Source organism: Pseudomonas sp. TE3728 (genome assembly GCF_056279145.1).
The window spans coordinates 5,101,870-5,116,534 of sequence record NZ_JBWBQT010000001.1; the positions used below are offsets into that span (position 1 = coordinate 5,101,870).

The following is a 14,665-nucleotide window of genomic DNA, read 5'->3' on the forward strand; positions in this document are numbered from 1 at the left end:
CACGATGAGCCGCCGCATGCAGATGCGCGGCGCAACGTCCGGACTCTAAACGCAACGCCCGGTCTGGCTTTTGTCAGGCCGGGCGTTTGCCGCTTTCAGACCCCTCGGGTTTCACCGTGGGGCAGTAACAGGTAACAAGACATGGCAAAAGAATACAGCCGTACCCAACGTATCGGCGATCAGATGCAGCGTGAGCTGGCACAGTTGATCCGTCGTGAAGTCAAAGACCCGCGCGTCGGCCTGGTCACCATTACCGCTGTTGAAGTCAGCCGTGACGTCGGTCACGCCAAGATCTTCATCACCGTGATGGGCCAGGACAGCCGCGACGACATCGCGCAAAGCATCAAGGTGCTCAACTCAGCCGCCGGTTTCCTGCGTATGCAGTTGGCTCGCGAAATGAAGTTGCGCAGCGTTCCGCAGTTGCACTTCCATTACGACGAAAGCGTCGTGCGTGGCGCGCACCTGTCGGCCCTGATCGAGCGTGCGGTGGCTGAAGACAATCAGCACCCGGTAGCGGCTGAACCCGAAGACGCCAAGGAGTAATCGGTGGCTCAGGTCAAACGTATCCGTCGTAACGTCAGCGGCATCATTCTGCTCGACAAGCCGCTGGGGTTCACCTCCAACGCGGCATTGCAGAAGGTTCGCTGGTTGCTCAATGCCGAGAAGGCCGGGCACACCGGCAGTCTCGATCCGCTGGCCACCGGCGTGCTGCCGTTGTGCTTTGGCGAGGCCACCAAGTTCTCGCAATACTTGCTCGATTCCGACAAGGCTTATGAAACCCTGGCGCAACTGGGCAAGACCACCACCACGGCCGATGCCGAAGGTGAAGTTTTGCTGGAGCGCCCGGTGACCGTTGGTCGCGCCGATATCGAAGCTGTGCTGCCGAAATTTCGTGGGCAAATCAGTCAGATACCGCCGATGTACTCGGCGCTCAAGCGTGATGGGCAGCCGCTGTACAAGCTGGCCCGTGCAGGCGAAGTAGTGGAGCGCGAACCGCGTTCTGTTACTATTGCGCGCTTGGAATTACTGGCCTTTGAGGGTGATACTGCGCGGCTTGCGGTGGATTGCAGCAAAGGCACCTATATCCGCACCCTGGTGGAGGATATCGGTGAGCAACTCGGTTGTGGCGCTTACGTGGCTGAATTGCGACGTACCCAGGCCGGGCCTTTCACGCTTGCACAGACCGTCACTCTGGAAGAGCTTGAAGCGGTACATGCCGAAGGCGGCAACGAAGCGGTCGACCGCTTTCTGATGCCCTCGGACAGCGGCCTGCTGGACTGGCCACTGTTGCATTTCTCGGAGCACAGCGCGTTCTACTGGCTTAACGGCCAACCGGTACGCGCCCCGGATGCACCGAAATTCGGCATGGTACGGGTACAGGATCACAACGGTCGCTTCATCGGTATCGGTGAAGTGAGCGAAGACGGGCGCATCGCGCCGCGTCGACTGATTCGGTCAGAATGACCGGACGAGTGTGGCTGTTAACAGGCACGGTCACTACTCATTTATAGATACAGGGATTTGTCCCTGGCCTGTTGAAGCTGTTTCTTTGAAACAGTTTCCTGATAAAAGGATTGCCTCATGGCTCTCGACGTTCAAGAAAAAGCTCAAATCGTAGCTGACTACCAGCAAGCTGTTGGTGACACTGGTTCGCCAGAAGTGCAAGTTGCACTGCTGACCCACAACATCAACAAGCTGCAAGGTCACTTCAAGGCCAACGGTAAAGATCACCACTCCCGTCGTGGTCTGATCCGCATGGTAAACCAGCGTCGTAAGCTGCTGGACTACCTGAAAGGCAAGGATCTGGGTCGTTACCAGACTCTGATCGGTCGCCTGGGTCTGCGTCGCTAATAAGCGATTGCGCTAGAGGTTGGTTGTTTGCTGTGTGCCAGCGGGTTTCCCGCCGGTACATGGCAGGCTCCCAGCCTCAAGTTTTATCTGGATAGTCGTTTTACCCTGGACAGGCGTTGGGCCGATTCCCGACATTGCCCAAGAATTTCGCAAGAAGACAAGTTCCCCAAGAGCCACAAAAGAAGGTAGGACACCGTGAACCCGGTAATCAAAAAATTCCAGTTCGGTCAGTCGACCGTTACCCTCGAGACTGGCCGTATCGCCCGTCAGGCCTCCGGCGCAGTATTGGTCACCGTTGACGACGACGTCAGCGTATTGGTGACCGTTGTCGGTGCCAAACAAGCCGATCCAGGCAAGGGCTTCTTCCCTCTGTCCGTTCACTACCAGGAAAAGACTTACGCTGCCGGTAAGATCCCTGGCGGTTTCTTCAAGCGTGAAGGCCGTCCTTCCGAGAAAGAAACCCTGACTTCCCGACTGATCGACCGTCCGATCCGTCCGCTGTTCCCGGAAGGCTTCATGAACGAAGTGCAGGTTGTCTGCACCGTCGTTTCCACCAGCAAGAAAACCGATCCGGACATCGCTGCGATGATCGGTACCTCGGCTGCGCTGGCCATCTCCGGCATTCCTTTCGATGGCCCGATCGGCGCTGCCCGCGTTGCTTTCCATGAAAGCACCGGCTACCTGCTGAACCCGACTTACGAACAACTGAAAGCTTCGAGCCTGGACATGGTCGTTGCCGGTACTTCGGAAGCCGTGTTGATGGTTGAATCGGAAGCCAAAGAGCTGACCGAAGACCAGATGCTGGGCGCAGTACTGTTTGCTCACGACGAGTTCCAGGTGGTAATCAACGCCGTTAAAGAACTGGCTGCTGAAGCCGCCAAGCCAACCTGGACCTGGGCTCCACAGCCAGAAGCCACCGCACTGTTGGGTGCTATCCGTGCCGAGTTCGGCGAAGCGATCTCCCAGGCTTACACCATCACCGTCAAAGCCGACCGTTATGCGCGTCTGGGCGAGCTGAAAGACCAGGTTGTTGCCAATCTGTCCGGTGAAGAAGGTCAGCCGACCTCCGCTGAAGTCAAAGCGGCTTTCGGTGAAATCGAATACCGCACCGTTCGCGAAAACATCGTTAACGGCAAGCCACGTATCGACGGTCGCGACACCAAGACCGTACGTCCGCTGAACATCGAAGTCGGCGTTCTGCCGAAGACCCACGGTTCGGCACTGTTCACCCGTGGCGAAACCCAGGCCCTGGTAGTCGCGACGCTGGGCACCGCCCGTGACGCACAACTGCTGGACACCCTGGAAGGCGAGAAAAAAGACCCGTTCATGCTGCACTACAACTTCCCTCCGTTCTCGGTAGGTGAGTGTGGTCGCATGGGTGGCGCTGGTCGTCGTGAAATCGGTCACGGCCGTCTGGCTCGTCGTTCGGTTCAGGCCATGCTGCCTGCTGCCGACGTGTTCCCGTACACCATCCGTGTGGTGTCGGAAATCACCGAGTCCAACGGTTCGAGCTCCATGGCTTCGGTCTGCGGCGCTTCCCTGGCTCTGATGGATGCTGGCGTTCCGATGAAGGCACCAGTTGCCGGTATCGCCATGGGTCTGGTTAAAGAAGGCGAGAAATTCGCTGTCCTGACCGACATCCTGGGCGACGAAGATCACCTCGGCGACATGGACTTCAAAGTAGCCGGTACCGCCAAAGGTGTTACCGCGCTGCAGATGGACATCAAGATCAAGGGCATCACCGAAGAAATCATGGAAATCGCTCTGGGCCAAGCCTTGGAAGCGCGCCTGAATATCCTCGGTCAGATGAACCAGATCATTGGCCAGTCGCGTACCGAACTGTCGGAAAACGCTCCGACCATGATCGCGATGAAAATCGACACCGACAAAATCCGTGATGTCATCGGTAAAGGCGGCGCGACCATTCGTGCGATCTGTGAAGAAACCAAGGCTTCGATCGATATCGAAGACGACGGTTCGATCAAGATCTTCGGCGAAACCAAGGAAGCTGCAGAAGCTGCCCGTCAGCGCGTTCTGGGCATCACCGCGGAAGCCGAGATCGGCAAGATCTACGTCGGTAAGGTTGAGCGCATCGTCGACTTCGGCGCATTCGTCAACATCCTGCCGGGCAAGGACGGTCTGGTTCACATCTCGATGCTAAGCGATGCTCGCGTTGAGAAAGTGACCGACATCCTGAAAGAAGGCCAGGAAGTGGAAGTACTGGTACTGGACGTGGACAACCGCGGCCGTATCAAGCTGTCCATCAAAGACGTAGCAGCAGCCAAGGCTTCGGGTGTTTAATCACTCCCACGCCTGACCGCTTCAACGTTATAAAAAATGCCCCGCCGTGAAAACGGCGGGGCATTTTTTTGTGTGCAGAAAGATCAAAAGATCGCAGCCTTCGGCAGTTCCTACCCAAGATTGTGTTCAACCACGATATGGCGGCGTACATCGAAGCTGTAGGAGCTGCCGCAGGCTGCGATCTTTTGATTTTGCGGTGCGCCAAGTTGCCGGACCCCGAAGCCAGTGCTAGGTTTAGCCCACAGCCCGTGTAGCTCAGCCGGTAGAGCAGCGCACTCGTAACGCGAAGGTCGCAGGTTCGATTCCTGTCTCGGGCACCACTTCTCGCTTATTTCACCTTTCTGCTCAAATCCTCAACAGTGCGCTTGAGCTGATCCATCGCGCGCTCCTGATCACTGATTTCCCGTTTGAGGCTCGAGATTTCGCTGTTGTTCGAGCTTGAGCTGGAGCCGTTGTTGCGTTTGAGTTCTTCGATCTGACGGGCCTGTTCGCTGAGGGTGCGCTTCTGGCTTTCCAGTTCGGTGGCATTGGCCTTCACGGTTTTTTGCAGGCTCTCCAGATCATCGATGCTGACGCTGGTTCTGACGAGTGTGTCCTTGCCGAACGAATTGTGGAGGGCGCAGATTTTGTCGGAGTACAACGCAGGGGCAGAGGTGACTTCGACAGCCGCTTGAGCGGCACTGGCCAATGTCAGGCTGCCAAGCAGCAGGGTAGCGGTGGCAAGCTGGGCAGACAAAAGCTTCGAAAAACTGCGCATCACTGGGGTTCCTTGTGAAGTGCCGATATGGCACATCGCTATGACTTTGGATTTCAACTTATGTTCCTAAAGCCTCCTGCTCCTTATGCACGTGGCTTTTTATGGGATAGATGTAAAGACCCGTGTAATTCATCGACAAAACGTCCTATATTCGTTGTCTGCATGAGCATCGCCCAGCAGTTTTCAGATGATCCCGAATGGTTCTGAAGGCCAGACAAACCGGGCTTCAAACGGTTTTTCTGCGTCAGAGAGATCCTTGATGATCCAGATCCATCTTCCATTCCCCAGATCAGCGAGAACGCCATGACCGTTAAAGAATTGACCCAAGAAGCCAGAAACGAAGAAGCACTTGAAAAGTACCTGCTTGAGTCGCCTCAGTTGGCCGAAGAGATCAAGGACTTGCCAGCCGACGATCAGAAAGACCAGATCCAGTGGGCGTTCGAGGATGAGGCGGAAGCTCAGGGCTTGCAGCCGTGGGAACTGACGCTCAAGTACACCTCAAGCCCGGAAGAGTACGAGGCTACGCGCCTGGCGCTGCACAAGGAGGCGGCCGAGGTTTTGGGCGTCGAGTGGGAAGAGTACTGCGAGATGAATAATCTGGTGGTCTAAAAAAAATGCCAGCCTTTATCAGGCTGGCATTTTTTATTATCAACGGCGTGATCAGAGACTTAGACGCATCGACAGGTCCACAGCCTTCACATCCTTGGTCATCGCACCAATCGAAATATAATCCACCCCGGTTTCGGCAATTGGCAGCAGCGTGCTTTCGTTGATCCCGCCGCTAGCCTCCAGTTTTGCCTTGCCGGCGTTCAAGCGCACGGCTTCGCGCATGTCATCCAGGCTCAGCTCATCGAGCATGATGATGTCGGCACCGGCCGCCAGTGCTTCCTTCAGTTCCTCCAGGCTTTCCACTTCGATCTCCACCGGTTTGCCCGGGGCGATCTTGTGTGCGGCGTTGATAGCTTCAGGAATGCCACCGCAGGCGGCGATATGGTTTTCCTTGATCAGGAAGGCGTCATACAGGCCGATGCGATGATTGTGGCAACCGCCGCAGGTTACGGCGTATTTCTGGGCCAGGCGCAGCCCCGGCAGGGTTTTGCGGGTGTCGAGCAACTTCACCTGGGTCTCGGCGACGAAATCGGCCAGGTACTGCGCGCGAGTGGCCACGCCAGACAGCAATTGCAGGAAATTAAGAGCACTGCGTTCACCCGTCAGCAGCGAGCGCGCCGGGCCTTCGAGATGGAACAACACCTGATTGGGTTTCACCCGTTCGCCGTCGCGCACCTGCCAGTGAACGGCAACCCGAGGGTCCAGTTGCCGGAAAACCGCATCCACCCACGCGGTGCCAGCAATGACAGCCTGATCGCGGGTGATGATGGTGGCTTTGGCCAGGCGTTCGGCCGGGATCAGTTGCGCGGTGATGTCGCCGCTGCCGATGTCCTCGAGCAACGCACGGCGCACGTTGGCTTCGATTTCGGCGGTCAAATCGGCGAGACGTAGATTCGGCATAACGGGCTCCACAAACAAAGTGGCCCGATTATAGGGCCATGCTGCGAGGCAACCCAAGGCATCAACGACCATTCCATCGTTAGCAAACCTGCATTTGGTCGATTGGCGCGAGCGATCAGTGCTAAGCAAAGGTCTCTCTCATAACGTCTATTTCTTGGGGAAGGGCAGAGTCTGCTGGCACAAAGAAGGTCTTTTGCAGATAATCCGCCTTGCATTTGACGTCATAGCTTTGACGTAGCTTTGGATTCCTTACTATTGAATGACAACGGGTGGTGACTGTCCCCGTTGAGTGTCGGCTGTATGGCCGGCGTACTCGATCTTTCTTACGAACCGAACCGAAGAATCACCGTTTCAGGAGGCTTGGATGCACAACGACGGGAATGTAGTGCCTTTGCACAAGGCCGCTACCGACCAGGCGACTCACTCGCCGCTCGCCCGCCTGCCCGTGATTCTGCTTCAGGTTCGCGACAAGGCTGCTCAACAGCTCAAGCAAGGTTTGCAGGCGCTGTTCGATAACGCCGACGACACCCTGTTCGAAATGGCCGACCGCGCCCGCAACGACGTCGAGCAAAACATCTTCTTCGAAGCCATGCGCGATTTGCGCCTCAAGCGCAAAAGCATCGAACGCGGTTTTCTTGAGCAATTCTTCGAGGCCTTCGTTAGCCTCGCGCGGTACGACATTTCCCCGGCTGCCTTGCCCCGGGCATTGGTTTTCGATGCCTCGGCAGCGATGCCCAATGACGACATGGAGCGCAACGTGGCAGTGGAGGCCATGGTCGGCAAAGTGCTGAACCGCGACGGTTTCGCCCTCGACCAGCTTACCGCCCGACTCAGCACACTGTTGAGCAAGACGCTGGTCGAACAGCACAACCCCCTGGGGCCGACGCTGCTCTGCGAGTATTTCTTGCAGGCCGGGCGCAACCTGGGGATGGAGATCAAGGTCAAGCTGATCATTCTCAAGCTGTTCGAACGCTATGTGCTCAGCAATGCTGATCAGCTCTACGCCGAAGCCAATCAACTGCTGATCGCCACCGGCGTGCTGCCGGACCTCAAGCCCGCCCCGACGCGGCGTGCCACCGATCGGGCGGCTGCGAGTGTTCGTGCTGACCCCGCCGAGACAGGCGTGCGAACTGGCAATACGCAGATTGACGAAGGCGTGCAGGAAGTTTTCGCCGCCTTGCAGGAATTGCTGTTCCACGTGCGTGGCAGCGTTGCGCCGACCCTGGAGGTCAGCGCCCAGACCCAGCCCATCTCAACCCGCGACCTGCTGCGCCTGCTCTCGCATTTGCAGCAATACGTACCGGCGCTGGCGGCTCCAGACGACTTCGATCTGCGTAACCAGCTCGAACAACTGCTGACCCGGGGCAGTGTCAAAAGCGGCAAGTCGCGCGTGGTGGGGGTGGCCGACGAAGACGTGATCAACCTGATCGCCATGCTCTTCGAATGCATCCTCGATGACCGTAACCTGCCGGACTCGCTCAAGGCGCTGATCGGCCGTTTGCAGATCCCGATGCTGAAAGTCGCGGTGCTCGACAAGAGCTTCTTCAGCCGCAGCAGCCATCCGGCCCGGCGTTTACTCAACGAAATCGCCGCTGCAGCCATGGGCTGGGGCGAGTGCGATGACCATGAGCGCGACAGCCTGTACCTGCGCATCGAGCAAGTGGTGCAGCGCTTGTTGAACGACTTTGTCGATGACCCGGCAATCTTTTCCGAATTGCTGGCGGATTTTCTCGCCTTCACCAGTGACGAGCGCCGTCGCAGCGAATTACTCGAGCAGCGCACCCGTGACGCCGAAGAAGGCCGCGCCAGGACCGAACTGGCGCGTCAACGGGTCGAGCAAGCGCTGAACCAGGCGTTGGTGGGCAAGGTGCTGCCGCACAGTGTGGTGGCGTTTGTCCAGGAGGCCTGGAGCAAGGTGCTGTTGCTGACCTGCCTCAAGCACGGTGATCAGTCCGCCGAATGGCACGCCGATGTGCAGACCATGGCGCAACTGATCTGGAGCGTGCAACGCCATGACGAGCCCGACGCGAGTCTGCGCTTGTTGTCGCTGGTACCGGGGTTGCTCAAGTCGTTGCGCGATGGTTTGAACAGCTCGGCATTCGATCCGTTCGCCACCGGCGAGTTTTTCAGCAAGCTGGAAGCTTTGCATGTGCAGCTGTTCGAACGTCCGGGCCAGAAAAGCATGGCTGTTGACGCACCGATGATGGTCCAGGTGCAGCAGCAAATCGTGCTTCGCAGCGCTGACGAAGGCCCGGTCGAGACCGCATCGATGCGTTTGCCACAGGACGATGTCGCTTTGCTTCAAGTCGATCAGTTGCGCCTGGGCTGCTGGGTCGAGTTTCAGGAAGATGAGGAAAACACCCTGCGCTGCAAGCTGGCGGCGATCATTGAAGCCACCGGCAAGTACATCTTCGTCAACCGTACCGGGATGAAAGTGCTGGAGCACAGTCGCACCGGTCTGGCCCTGGAGTTTCGGCGTGGCGCGGTGCGAACGCTGGACGACACCTTGCTGTTCGACCGGGCGCTGGAGTCGGTGTTGGGCAACCTGCGGCGTCTCAATCGCGGCAAGTGATCGCGCGCCGAGGGTCTATCGCGGCATACTGGGCACCAACACAGTCGTCGTTGAAGGAACCTGTATGCAGTTGGACCCCGCGAGCGGTTGGTGTCAGGGCGTGCGCATATGCCCCTCGCCCAACTTCAATGCGCGCCCCGAGGGCGAAATTTCCCTGCTGGTGATCCACAACATCAGTCTGCCGCCAGCGCAGTTTCTGACCGGCAAGGTGCAGGAATTTTTCCAGAATCGTCTGGATGTCACGGAACATCCCTACTATGCAGGAATCGCCGACCTGCGGGTGTCTGCGCACTTTCTGATTGAACGTGACGGCACCGTCACTCAGTTTGTCTCTTGTCTTGAGCGCGCCTGGCATGCTGGCGTCTCGTGTTTCGAAGGACGGGAAACCTGTAACGATTTTTCCGTGGGCATCGAGCTCGAAGGCACGGATGATCTGCCGTTCACCGACGCCCAATATCAAGCGTTGACGGCCCTGACCCGACAGCTGCAAAGCGCCTTTACGGATATCACCGCACAACGCATCTGCGGGCATAGCGACATCGCACCCGGGCGCAAGACTGATCCGGGACCGGCGTTTGACTGGGCACGCTATCGTGTGGCTCTGGCAAAAGCTGCTCTGGAAAAAAAGGAGTAACAATGAGTTTTCTGGTGCTGCTGTTGGCGGTGTGGATCGAGAAGTTCTCGGCCCTGCGCCATCAGGTTCAACGTGATGGCGGTTGGGTGCGCGAGCTGAACAAGCTTGAAGCCAACCCACGCATGACAAATCGTCCGTGGCTGATACTGGTGGTGCTGGTGTTGTTGCCGGTGGCGCTGCTGGGTTTGCTGTTGGTGGTGCTGGAGCCGGTAGCCTACGGTTTGCTGGCGTTACCGGTGCACCTGCTGGTGGTGATTTACAGTCTGGGCCGAGGTGATCTGCTGGCCGGCCTCGGGCCGTTTCGCGATGCCTGGCGCCGGGAAGACCTGCAAGCCGCCGCTCATGTGGCCAAACGCGACCTGAATATTTGCGCCGACAGCGGCGAGCAACTGCTGGAGCGAGTTGAAGGGCATCTGCTGTGGCAGGCCTATCAGAGCTTTTTCGCGGTGATCTTCTGGTACTTCCTGCTGGGCCCGGTTGCCGCGTTGAGCTATCGACTGCTGGCGCTGGCCGAGGAGCACGGGCAGAACCCGGCCGTGGTCGAGCGAGCGGCACAGCTGCGTCATGCATTCGATTGGGTACCGGTGCGACTGCTAGCAGCGAGTTTTGCGCTGGTCGGCAACTTTGTCGCGGTCGGCCGGGTGATGCTGCACGAGCTGCTGAACTGGAACATCAGCGCCGCTCAACTGATCGAGAAAGTCGGGTTGGTGGCCGGTGAAATTCCGGCGCCGATGGTCGGGCCGGACGGTATCAACAGCCTCGACCGGATCTGGGAACTGCTGCTGCGCGCTGCGGTGCTTTGGTATGCCGGGTTTGCGTTGTGGACTGTTTTGTCCTGATTTCTGCTTTGAATCGAAAAGATCGCAGCCTTCGGCAGCTCCTACAGGGATCGTGTGAATCTGTAGGAGCTGCCGAAGGCTGCGATCTTTTTCGTTAACCTTAAGTTACAAAACCCTCCGCCGATTTAGGCTATACAGAGATAGCGCCAATAGTGGCTATCTGCTGTCTCTGCGCGCCTGCCATAAAAATAAGAATTCAAAGGGAGACTTCACAGTGAAGAGCTTGCTCTATCCCGCCGTCGCGCTGATGAACCGCCTGAGCTTCGGCATGAAGTTCAGCCTGATCAGCGTGCTGTTCCTCGTGCCGATGCTGGTGACCAACTTCTATCTGGTGCGCGATTCCTATCGCGAATTCCAGGGCACACGGGTCGAGCTGCAGAGCCTCGACCTGCTGGGCAGCGGCCTGAGCCTGCGCCGGGATCTGGAAACCCTGAACAACCTGGTGCAGATCAACGTCACCCTTGGCCAGTCCGGCAAGGCCGGTCATGTCGAGTCGAATATCAGCGCTCTGGAGCAAAGCGTGCTGACCCGTTTGCAAGGGCTGGCGGCGATGACCACTGACCCGGAACAAATCACCTTTTTCGATGGCAAGCGCGATGAAATGATCGCCGCGTTCAAGGCCCAGCAAACGGAAACCTCCCTGCAAAGCAAAAGTGCGCTGATCGGCAAGTTGCTCGGAAACGCGCAGATTTTCAGCCAGATCATTGCCAGTCAGGCCGGACTGAGCCGCGACAGCCAGAGCGACATGCGCCAGCTGAGCGAACTCATCACCAACGTCACGCCAGCTGTCACCCAGACGCTCGGTGAAGGCCGGGCGATGGGTTCTTACTCGTTGGGGCAGGGCTTTCTCAATTCGGCGTCGAGCACCCGTTTCGATGAGTTACTGGCGCAGATCGAAAAGCTTCAGGCCGAATACGGTCTGAAATTGCAGGACGCTCTGGGCTCCAGTAAAGCGGCGCACGAAACCCTGGCCGCCCAGGCAGAAAGCAGCAAGGCCTCTCTGAAAAAGGCCAGTGAACTGTTCGAAGAGCAGGTGGTGATGGCTGATACCCTCGATGCACCGTGGCAGGCCTTTTACGATCAGGTCACAGGCCTGATCGACCAGACCTACCAACTCAACGAAGCCACCCTGAAGTTTCTCGGTACCCAGTTGCAGCAGCGGCTGGAGCAGCACCGCACCCACATGATCCTGCAGGCAGTGGCGCTGACGGTGGTGTTTGTGTTGATTTTTTACCTTTATGGCGGTTTTTACGCCTCGACCCGCACCACCCTCAAGCGGCTTGGCGCGGTGATGGATAAAGTGGCGGCCGGCGACATGACCGTGACCTTCAGCGCCAACAGCCGCGATGAACTGGGCGAGTTGGGCGAGGTGTTCACCGGCACCGTGAAGAAAATCCATGACCTGATCGAGCGGGTTGGCCAGACCGTCAGTGAGGTCGAGCGCCAGGCCGGCCAGGTCGAAAACGTGTCCGCCCAAAGCAATCAGGCGGTAGCGGGGCAACGCACGCAGATCGAGCAGGTCGCCACCGCGATGAACCAGATGTCAGCCACGTCTCTGGAGGTGGCGCGCAGTGCCGCGGCGGCCGTCAGCAGCGCCCACAGTGTTAACGACGAGACCATCAGCGGGCGCGGGCTGGTGGAGTCCCAGCAGGGCAGCATCGCTGCGCTGGCCAATGAGATCGATCAGTCGGTGCGGGTGATCAATCAACTGGCCAGCGACAGTCAATCCATCAGCCGTGTGCTGGAAGTGATTAAAAGCATCGCCGAGCAGACCAACCTGCTGGCCCTCAACGCGGCCATCGAAGCCGCGCGCGCAGGCGAGCAGGGCCGTGGTTTTGCGGTGGTGGCGGACGAGGTCCGGACCCTGGCCAAACGCACCCAGCAATCGACCGAAGAAATCGAGCAGATGATTGCCAAACTGCACAGCGGTGTCGGGGCGGCGGTCAAGGCGATGGGCACCAGCCATCAGATGGCCAACGGCACGGTCGGGCAGTCGGAAAAGGTCCAGCAGGCGCTGGAAAACATCCTCGGTGCCGTCGGCATGATCGTCGACCAGAACCAGCAGATCGCCGCTGCGGTAGAGCAGCAGACTGCTGTGGCTCACGACATTGACCAGAACATCGTCGAGATCAACCGTGCCGGTGAGCGCACCGCCGACGGTGCGCACCAGACCGAAAATGCCAGCCGGGCGTTGTCGGCGCAGGTGGTGGAACTCAAGCAATTGATCAGCGCGTTCCGGGTTTAAAAAGCACCTCGGAACAAATGTGGGAGCGAGCCTGCTCGCGATAGCGGTGTATCAGGCGACATCAATGTCGAATGTTAAACCGCCATCGCGAGCAGGCTCGCTCCCACAGGGGATGTGTGCGGTGACTAACGCCAGTTGAACAGCTCACAGGCATTGGCCGTGCTGGCGGCAGCCAGTCGTTCGGGGCTGACGGCCATGATGGCGGCCAGTGCCGCGCAGATCGCCGGCAAATGAGCCGGGCTATTACGTTGGCCGGGAAACATGGCGGGGGCCATGTCCGGGGAGTCGGTTTCCAGTACCACCGACTCAACGGGCAAACCGGCGAGCACACGGTGCATGCGCAGGGCCTGCGGCCAGGTCGCGGCGCCGCCGAGGCCGAGTTTGAAACCCAGCTTGATGTATTCGCGAGCCTCTTCCTGACTACCGGCGAAGGCATGAATGATCCCCGCGCGTTTCAAGCGAAACCGTTTGAGCGTGGCAATCACCGCCGCATGGCTGCGTCGTACATGAATCAGCGCCGGCAGATTGAAGTCTGCCGCCAGTTGCAGTTGGGCGTCGAACAGCACTTGCTGGCGTTCACGATCCAGGGTTTCGATGAAGTAGTCCAGACCGATCTCACCCACCGCGCATAGCTGCCGATGGCCCGCCAGACGCGTCAGCCAATCACCGAGTTCGGTCAAATCCTCAGGGCGATGGTCGTCCAGATACACCGGGTGCAAACCGAACGCCGCATGCAGATCGGGATCGCTTTGCACCAGATCCCAGACCCGCCGCCAATTGGCCTGATAAACCCCCAGCACCACCATCCGCCGCACGCCGAGGGCGCGGCTCTCGGCCAGCAGCGCCTGACGATCCACGTCGAAATCCGGGAAATCCAGATGAGTGTGGGTGTCGATCAGTTCCACGGCTCAGTCCTGATGAATTCGCTGCTTGAAGGTCCGCGCGATGGCCTGCACGCCGGGTTGGTAATCGGCCTGTTCAATGGCCGCCAGCGCCAGTTGCAGCGCCTTGTCGGCGATCAGCTGATGCTGTTGGGACATGGCGTTGACCGGCAGCGGCAGGAAGTCGAGCAATTGCGTATCACCGAAAGTGCCCAGGCGTAGCGGGCGGGTTTTCAGCGGGAAGTCATGCAAGGCATCGAACACGCCCTGAAGCAGCACGTAGGAGGTGGTTACCAACGCATCCGGCAAATGGCCCAGGCGCTGAAGCAATTCTTCCATCAATTGCTTGCCGCACTCACGGCTGAACGACTCGCCGTGTTCGATCAGCGCCTCGCCTTTGAAGCCGTTCAGCGCTTCCTTGAAACCCGCCGCCCGTTCCTGGCTGATACTCAATTCGGGACGGGCACCGATCAGCGCGATCTGCTTGGGTAACGGGTCCAGCAGGCTGCGGGTAAGCTGCAGACTGGCTTCGCGGTCGTCACTGATCACCGAGCAAAAGTGCTCAGGCTCCATCACCCGGTCGATGGCGATGATCGGAATGCCTTTGGCCTGCAACTGGCGATAACTGTCATCGCCGGCCGGCAGGCAACTGGCGACGATCAGCGCATCGCAGCGGCGGGCGCGGAACAGTTGCAGCAATTGCCGTTCGCTGTCTGGCGCATCGTCGGAGCTGGCGATCAGCAGCTGATAGCCGCGAGCCCGGGCGCCTTGTTCCAGCAGTTTGGCAATTCGCGCGTAACTGGGGTTTTCCAGGTCCGGCAGAATGAAGCCCAGGGTGCGGGTGTGCCGACTGCGCAGTCCGGCGGCCTGAGGGTTGGGTGTGAAGCCGTGTTGTTCGACAACTGCTCGCACGCGCTCGACGGTGGCGCTGCTGATACGTTGCTGTTCGGCCTTGCCGTTGATGACATAACTGGCGGTGGTCACGGAGACGCCGGCCAACTGTGCAATATCACTGAGTTTCAACCCGGTATTTCCTTGTTTATTCGAGCGTGCCCGGCATTTTCGCCAATCCTACC

Annotated in this window: 13 protein-coding genes, 1 tRNA gene and 1 pseudogene; 11 read left to right on the forward strand and 4 right to left on the reverse strand. The window is 58.7% G+C overall.

The window, feature by feature from the left end; genetic code table 11:
* The first annotated feature begins 141 nt into the window (after positions 1 to 141).
* The 5 genes from rbfA (at position 142) to ACZ89R_RS22300 (ending at position 4,472) form a co-directional block, all read left to right on the forward strand.
* Positions 142 to 543: a 30S ribosome-binding factor RbfA gene (gene rbfA / locus ACZ89R_RS22280; RefSeq protein ID WP_007900467.1), complete on the forward strand. Its 402-nt coding sequence runs from the start codon at positions 142 to 144 to the stop codon at positions 541 to 543.
* Positions 544 to 546: 3 nt separating this feature from the next.
* Positions 547 to 1,464: a tRNA pseudouridine(55) synthase TruB gene (gene truB, locus ACZ89R_RS22285; protein WP_008067213.1), complete on the forward strand. Its 918-nt coding sequence runs from the start codon at positions 547 to 549 to the stop codon at positions 1,462 to 1,464.
* Positions 1,465 to 1,581: 117 nt separating this feature from the next.
* Complete coding sequence (gene rpsO / locus ACZ89R_RS22290) at positions 1,582 to 1,851, forward strand: 30S ribosomal protein S15 (protein WP_003177875.1); 270 nt, start codon at positions 1,582 to 1,584, stop codon at positions 1,849 to 1,851.
* A gap of 195 nt (positions 1,852 to 2,046) precedes the next feature.
* The gene (pnp, locus tag ACZ89R_RS22295) at positions 2,047 to 4,152 is read left to right on the forward strand and encodes a polyribonucleotide nucleotidyltransferase (protein WP_052965657.1); all 2,106 of its coding nucleotides are present in this window, start codon (positions 2,047 to 2,049) and stop codon (positions 4,150 to 4,152) included.
* A 244-nt stretch (positions 4,153 to 4,396) separates the two neighbouring features.
* Positions 4,397 to 4,472 (forward strand) — tRNA-Thr (locus ACZ89R_RS22300).
* Positions 4,473 to 4,480: 8 nt separating this feature from the next.
* Here the strand turns inward: ACZ89R_RS22300 and ACZ89R_RS22305 are convergent.
* Complete coding sequence (locus ACZ89R_RS22305; protein ID WP_429544560.1) at positions 4,481 to 4,909, reverse strand: hypothetical protein; 429 nt, start codon at positions 4,907 to 4,909, stop codon at positions 4,481 to 4,483.
* 303 nt (positions 4,910 to 5,212) lie between these two features.
* Between ACZ89R_RS22305 and ACZ89R_RS22310 the strand changes: the two genes are divergently transcribed.
* Positions 5,213 to 5,518, forward strand: a complete 306-nt coding sequence (locus ACZ89R_RS22310) for a DUF6388 family protein (protein ID WP_429544559.1) — start codon at positions 5,213 to 5,215, stop codon at positions 5,516 to 5,518.
* A gap of 51 nt (positions 5,519 to 5,569) precedes the next feature.
* Here ACZ89R_RS22310 and nadC read toward each other — a convergent pair whose 3' ends face one another.
* Positions 5,570 to 6,418, reverse strand: a complete 849-nt coding sequence (gene nadC, locus ACZ89R_RS22315) for a carboxylating nicotinate-nucleotide diphosphorylase (protein ID WP_429544558.1) — start codon at positions 6,416 to 6,418, stop codon at positions 5,570 to 5,572.
* A gap of 364 nt (positions 6,419 to 6,782) precedes the next feature.
* On the opposite strand from nadC, the gene ACZ89R_RS22320 reads away from it, so the two are divergent.
* The 5 genes and pseudogenes from ACZ89R_RS22320 to ACZ89R_RS22340 all read left to right on the forward strand — a co-directional run bounded on the left by ACZ89R_RS22320 (position 6,783) and on the right by ACZ89R_RS22340 (position 12,708).
* Positions 6,783 to 8,990, forward strand: coding sequence for a DUF1631 domain-containing protein (locus tag ACZ89R_RS22320; protein ID WP_429544557.1), 2,208 nt, complete (start codon positions 6,783 to 6,785; stop codon positions 8,988 to 8,990).
* A gap of 64 nt (positions 8,991 to 9,054) precedes the next feature.
* Positions 9,055 to 9,624 carry a 1,6-anhydro-N-acetylmuramyl-L-alanine amidase AmpD gene (gene ampD / locus ACZ89R_RS22325; RefSeq protein WP_429544556.1) on the forward strand — a complete coding sequence of 190 codons (570 nt, stop codon included), beginning with the start codon at positions 9,055 to 9,057 and terminating at the stop codon, positions 9,622 to 9,624.
* Between the two features lie 2 nt (positions 9,625 to 9,626).
* Positions 9,627 to 10,463 carry a regulatory signaling modulator protein AmpE gene (ampE, locus tag ACZ89R_RS22330; protein ID WP_063341580.1) on the forward strand — a complete coding sequence of 279 codons (837 nt, stop codon included), beginning with the start codon at positions 9,627 to 9,629 and terminating at the stop codon, positions 10,461 to 10,463.
* 1,183 nt (positions 10,464 to 11,646) lie between these two features.
* Positions 11,647 to 11,850, forward strand: a pseudogene (locus ACZ89R_RS22335) (HAMP domain-containing protein); the annotation flags it as partial.
* A gap of 153 nt (positions 11,851 to 12,003) precedes the next feature.
* Complete coding sequence (locus tag ACZ89R_RS22340; RefSeq protein ID WP_476241498.1) at positions 12,004 to 12,708, forward strand: methyl-accepting chemotaxis protein; 705 nt, start codon at positions 12,004 to 12,006, stop codon at positions 12,706 to 12,708.
* 125 nt (positions 12,709 to 12,833) lie between these two features.
* Here ACZ89R_RS22340 and ACZ89R_RS22345 read toward each other — a convergent pair whose 3' ends face one another.
* On the reverse strand, positions 12,834 to 13,613 hold the full coding sequence (locus tag ACZ89R_RS22345) for a TatD family hydrolase (RefSeq protein ID WP_429544555.1): 780 nt from the start codon (positions 13,611 to 13,613) through the stop codon (positions 12,834 to 12,836).
* A 3-nt stretch (positions 13,614 to 13,616) separates the two neighbouring features.
* Complete coding sequence (gene cra, locus ACZ89R_RS22350; protein ID WP_007900424.1) at positions 13,617 to 14,612, reverse strand: catabolite repressor/activator; 996 nt, start codon at positions 14,610 to 14,612, stop codon at positions 13,617 to 13,619.
* Positions 14,613 to 14,665: the final 53 nt, after the last annotated feature.

What these genes read in the sequence shown, in the direction of transcription:
- rpsO (WP_003177875.1), top strand. Translation starts at nt 1,582, where the DNA reads ATGGCTCTCGACGTTCAAGAAAAAGCTCAAATCGTAGCTGACTACCAG.
- rbfA (WP_007900467.1), top strand. Translation starts at nt 142, where the DNA reads ATGGCAAAAGAATACAGCCGTACCCAACGTATCGGCGATCAGATGCAG.
- ACZ89R_RS22305 (WP_429544560.1), bottom strand. Translation starts at nt 4,909, where the DNA reads ATGCGCAGTTTTTCGAAGCTTTTGTCTGCCCAGCTTGCCACCGCTACC.
- ampD (WP_429544556.1), top strand. Translation starts at nt 9,055, where the DNA reads ATGCAGTTGGACCCCGCGAGCGGTTGGTGTCAGGGCGTGCGCATATGC.
- ACZ89R_RS22340 (WP_476241498.1), top strand. Translation starts at nt 12,004, where the DNA reads ATGTCAGCCACGTCTCTGGAGGTGGCGCGCAGTGCCGCGGCGGCCGTC.
- ACZ89R_RS22310 (WP_429544559.1), top strand. Translation starts at nt 5,213, where the DNA reads ATGACCGTTAAAGAATTGACCCAAGAAGCCAGAAACGAAGAAGCACTT.
- ACZ89R_RS22320 (WP_429544557.1), top strand. Translation starts at nt 6,783, where the DNA reads ATGCACAACGACGGGAATGTAGTGCCTTTGCACAAGGCCGCTACCGAC.
- nadC (WP_429544558.1), bottom strand. Translation starts at nt 6,418, where the DNA reads ATGCCGAATCTACGTCTCGCCGATTTGACCGCCGAAATCGAAGCCAAC.
- ampE (WP_063341580.1), top strand. Translation starts at nt 9,627, where the DNA reads ATGAGTTTTCTGGTGCTGCTGTTGGCGGTGTGGATCGAGAAGTTCTCG.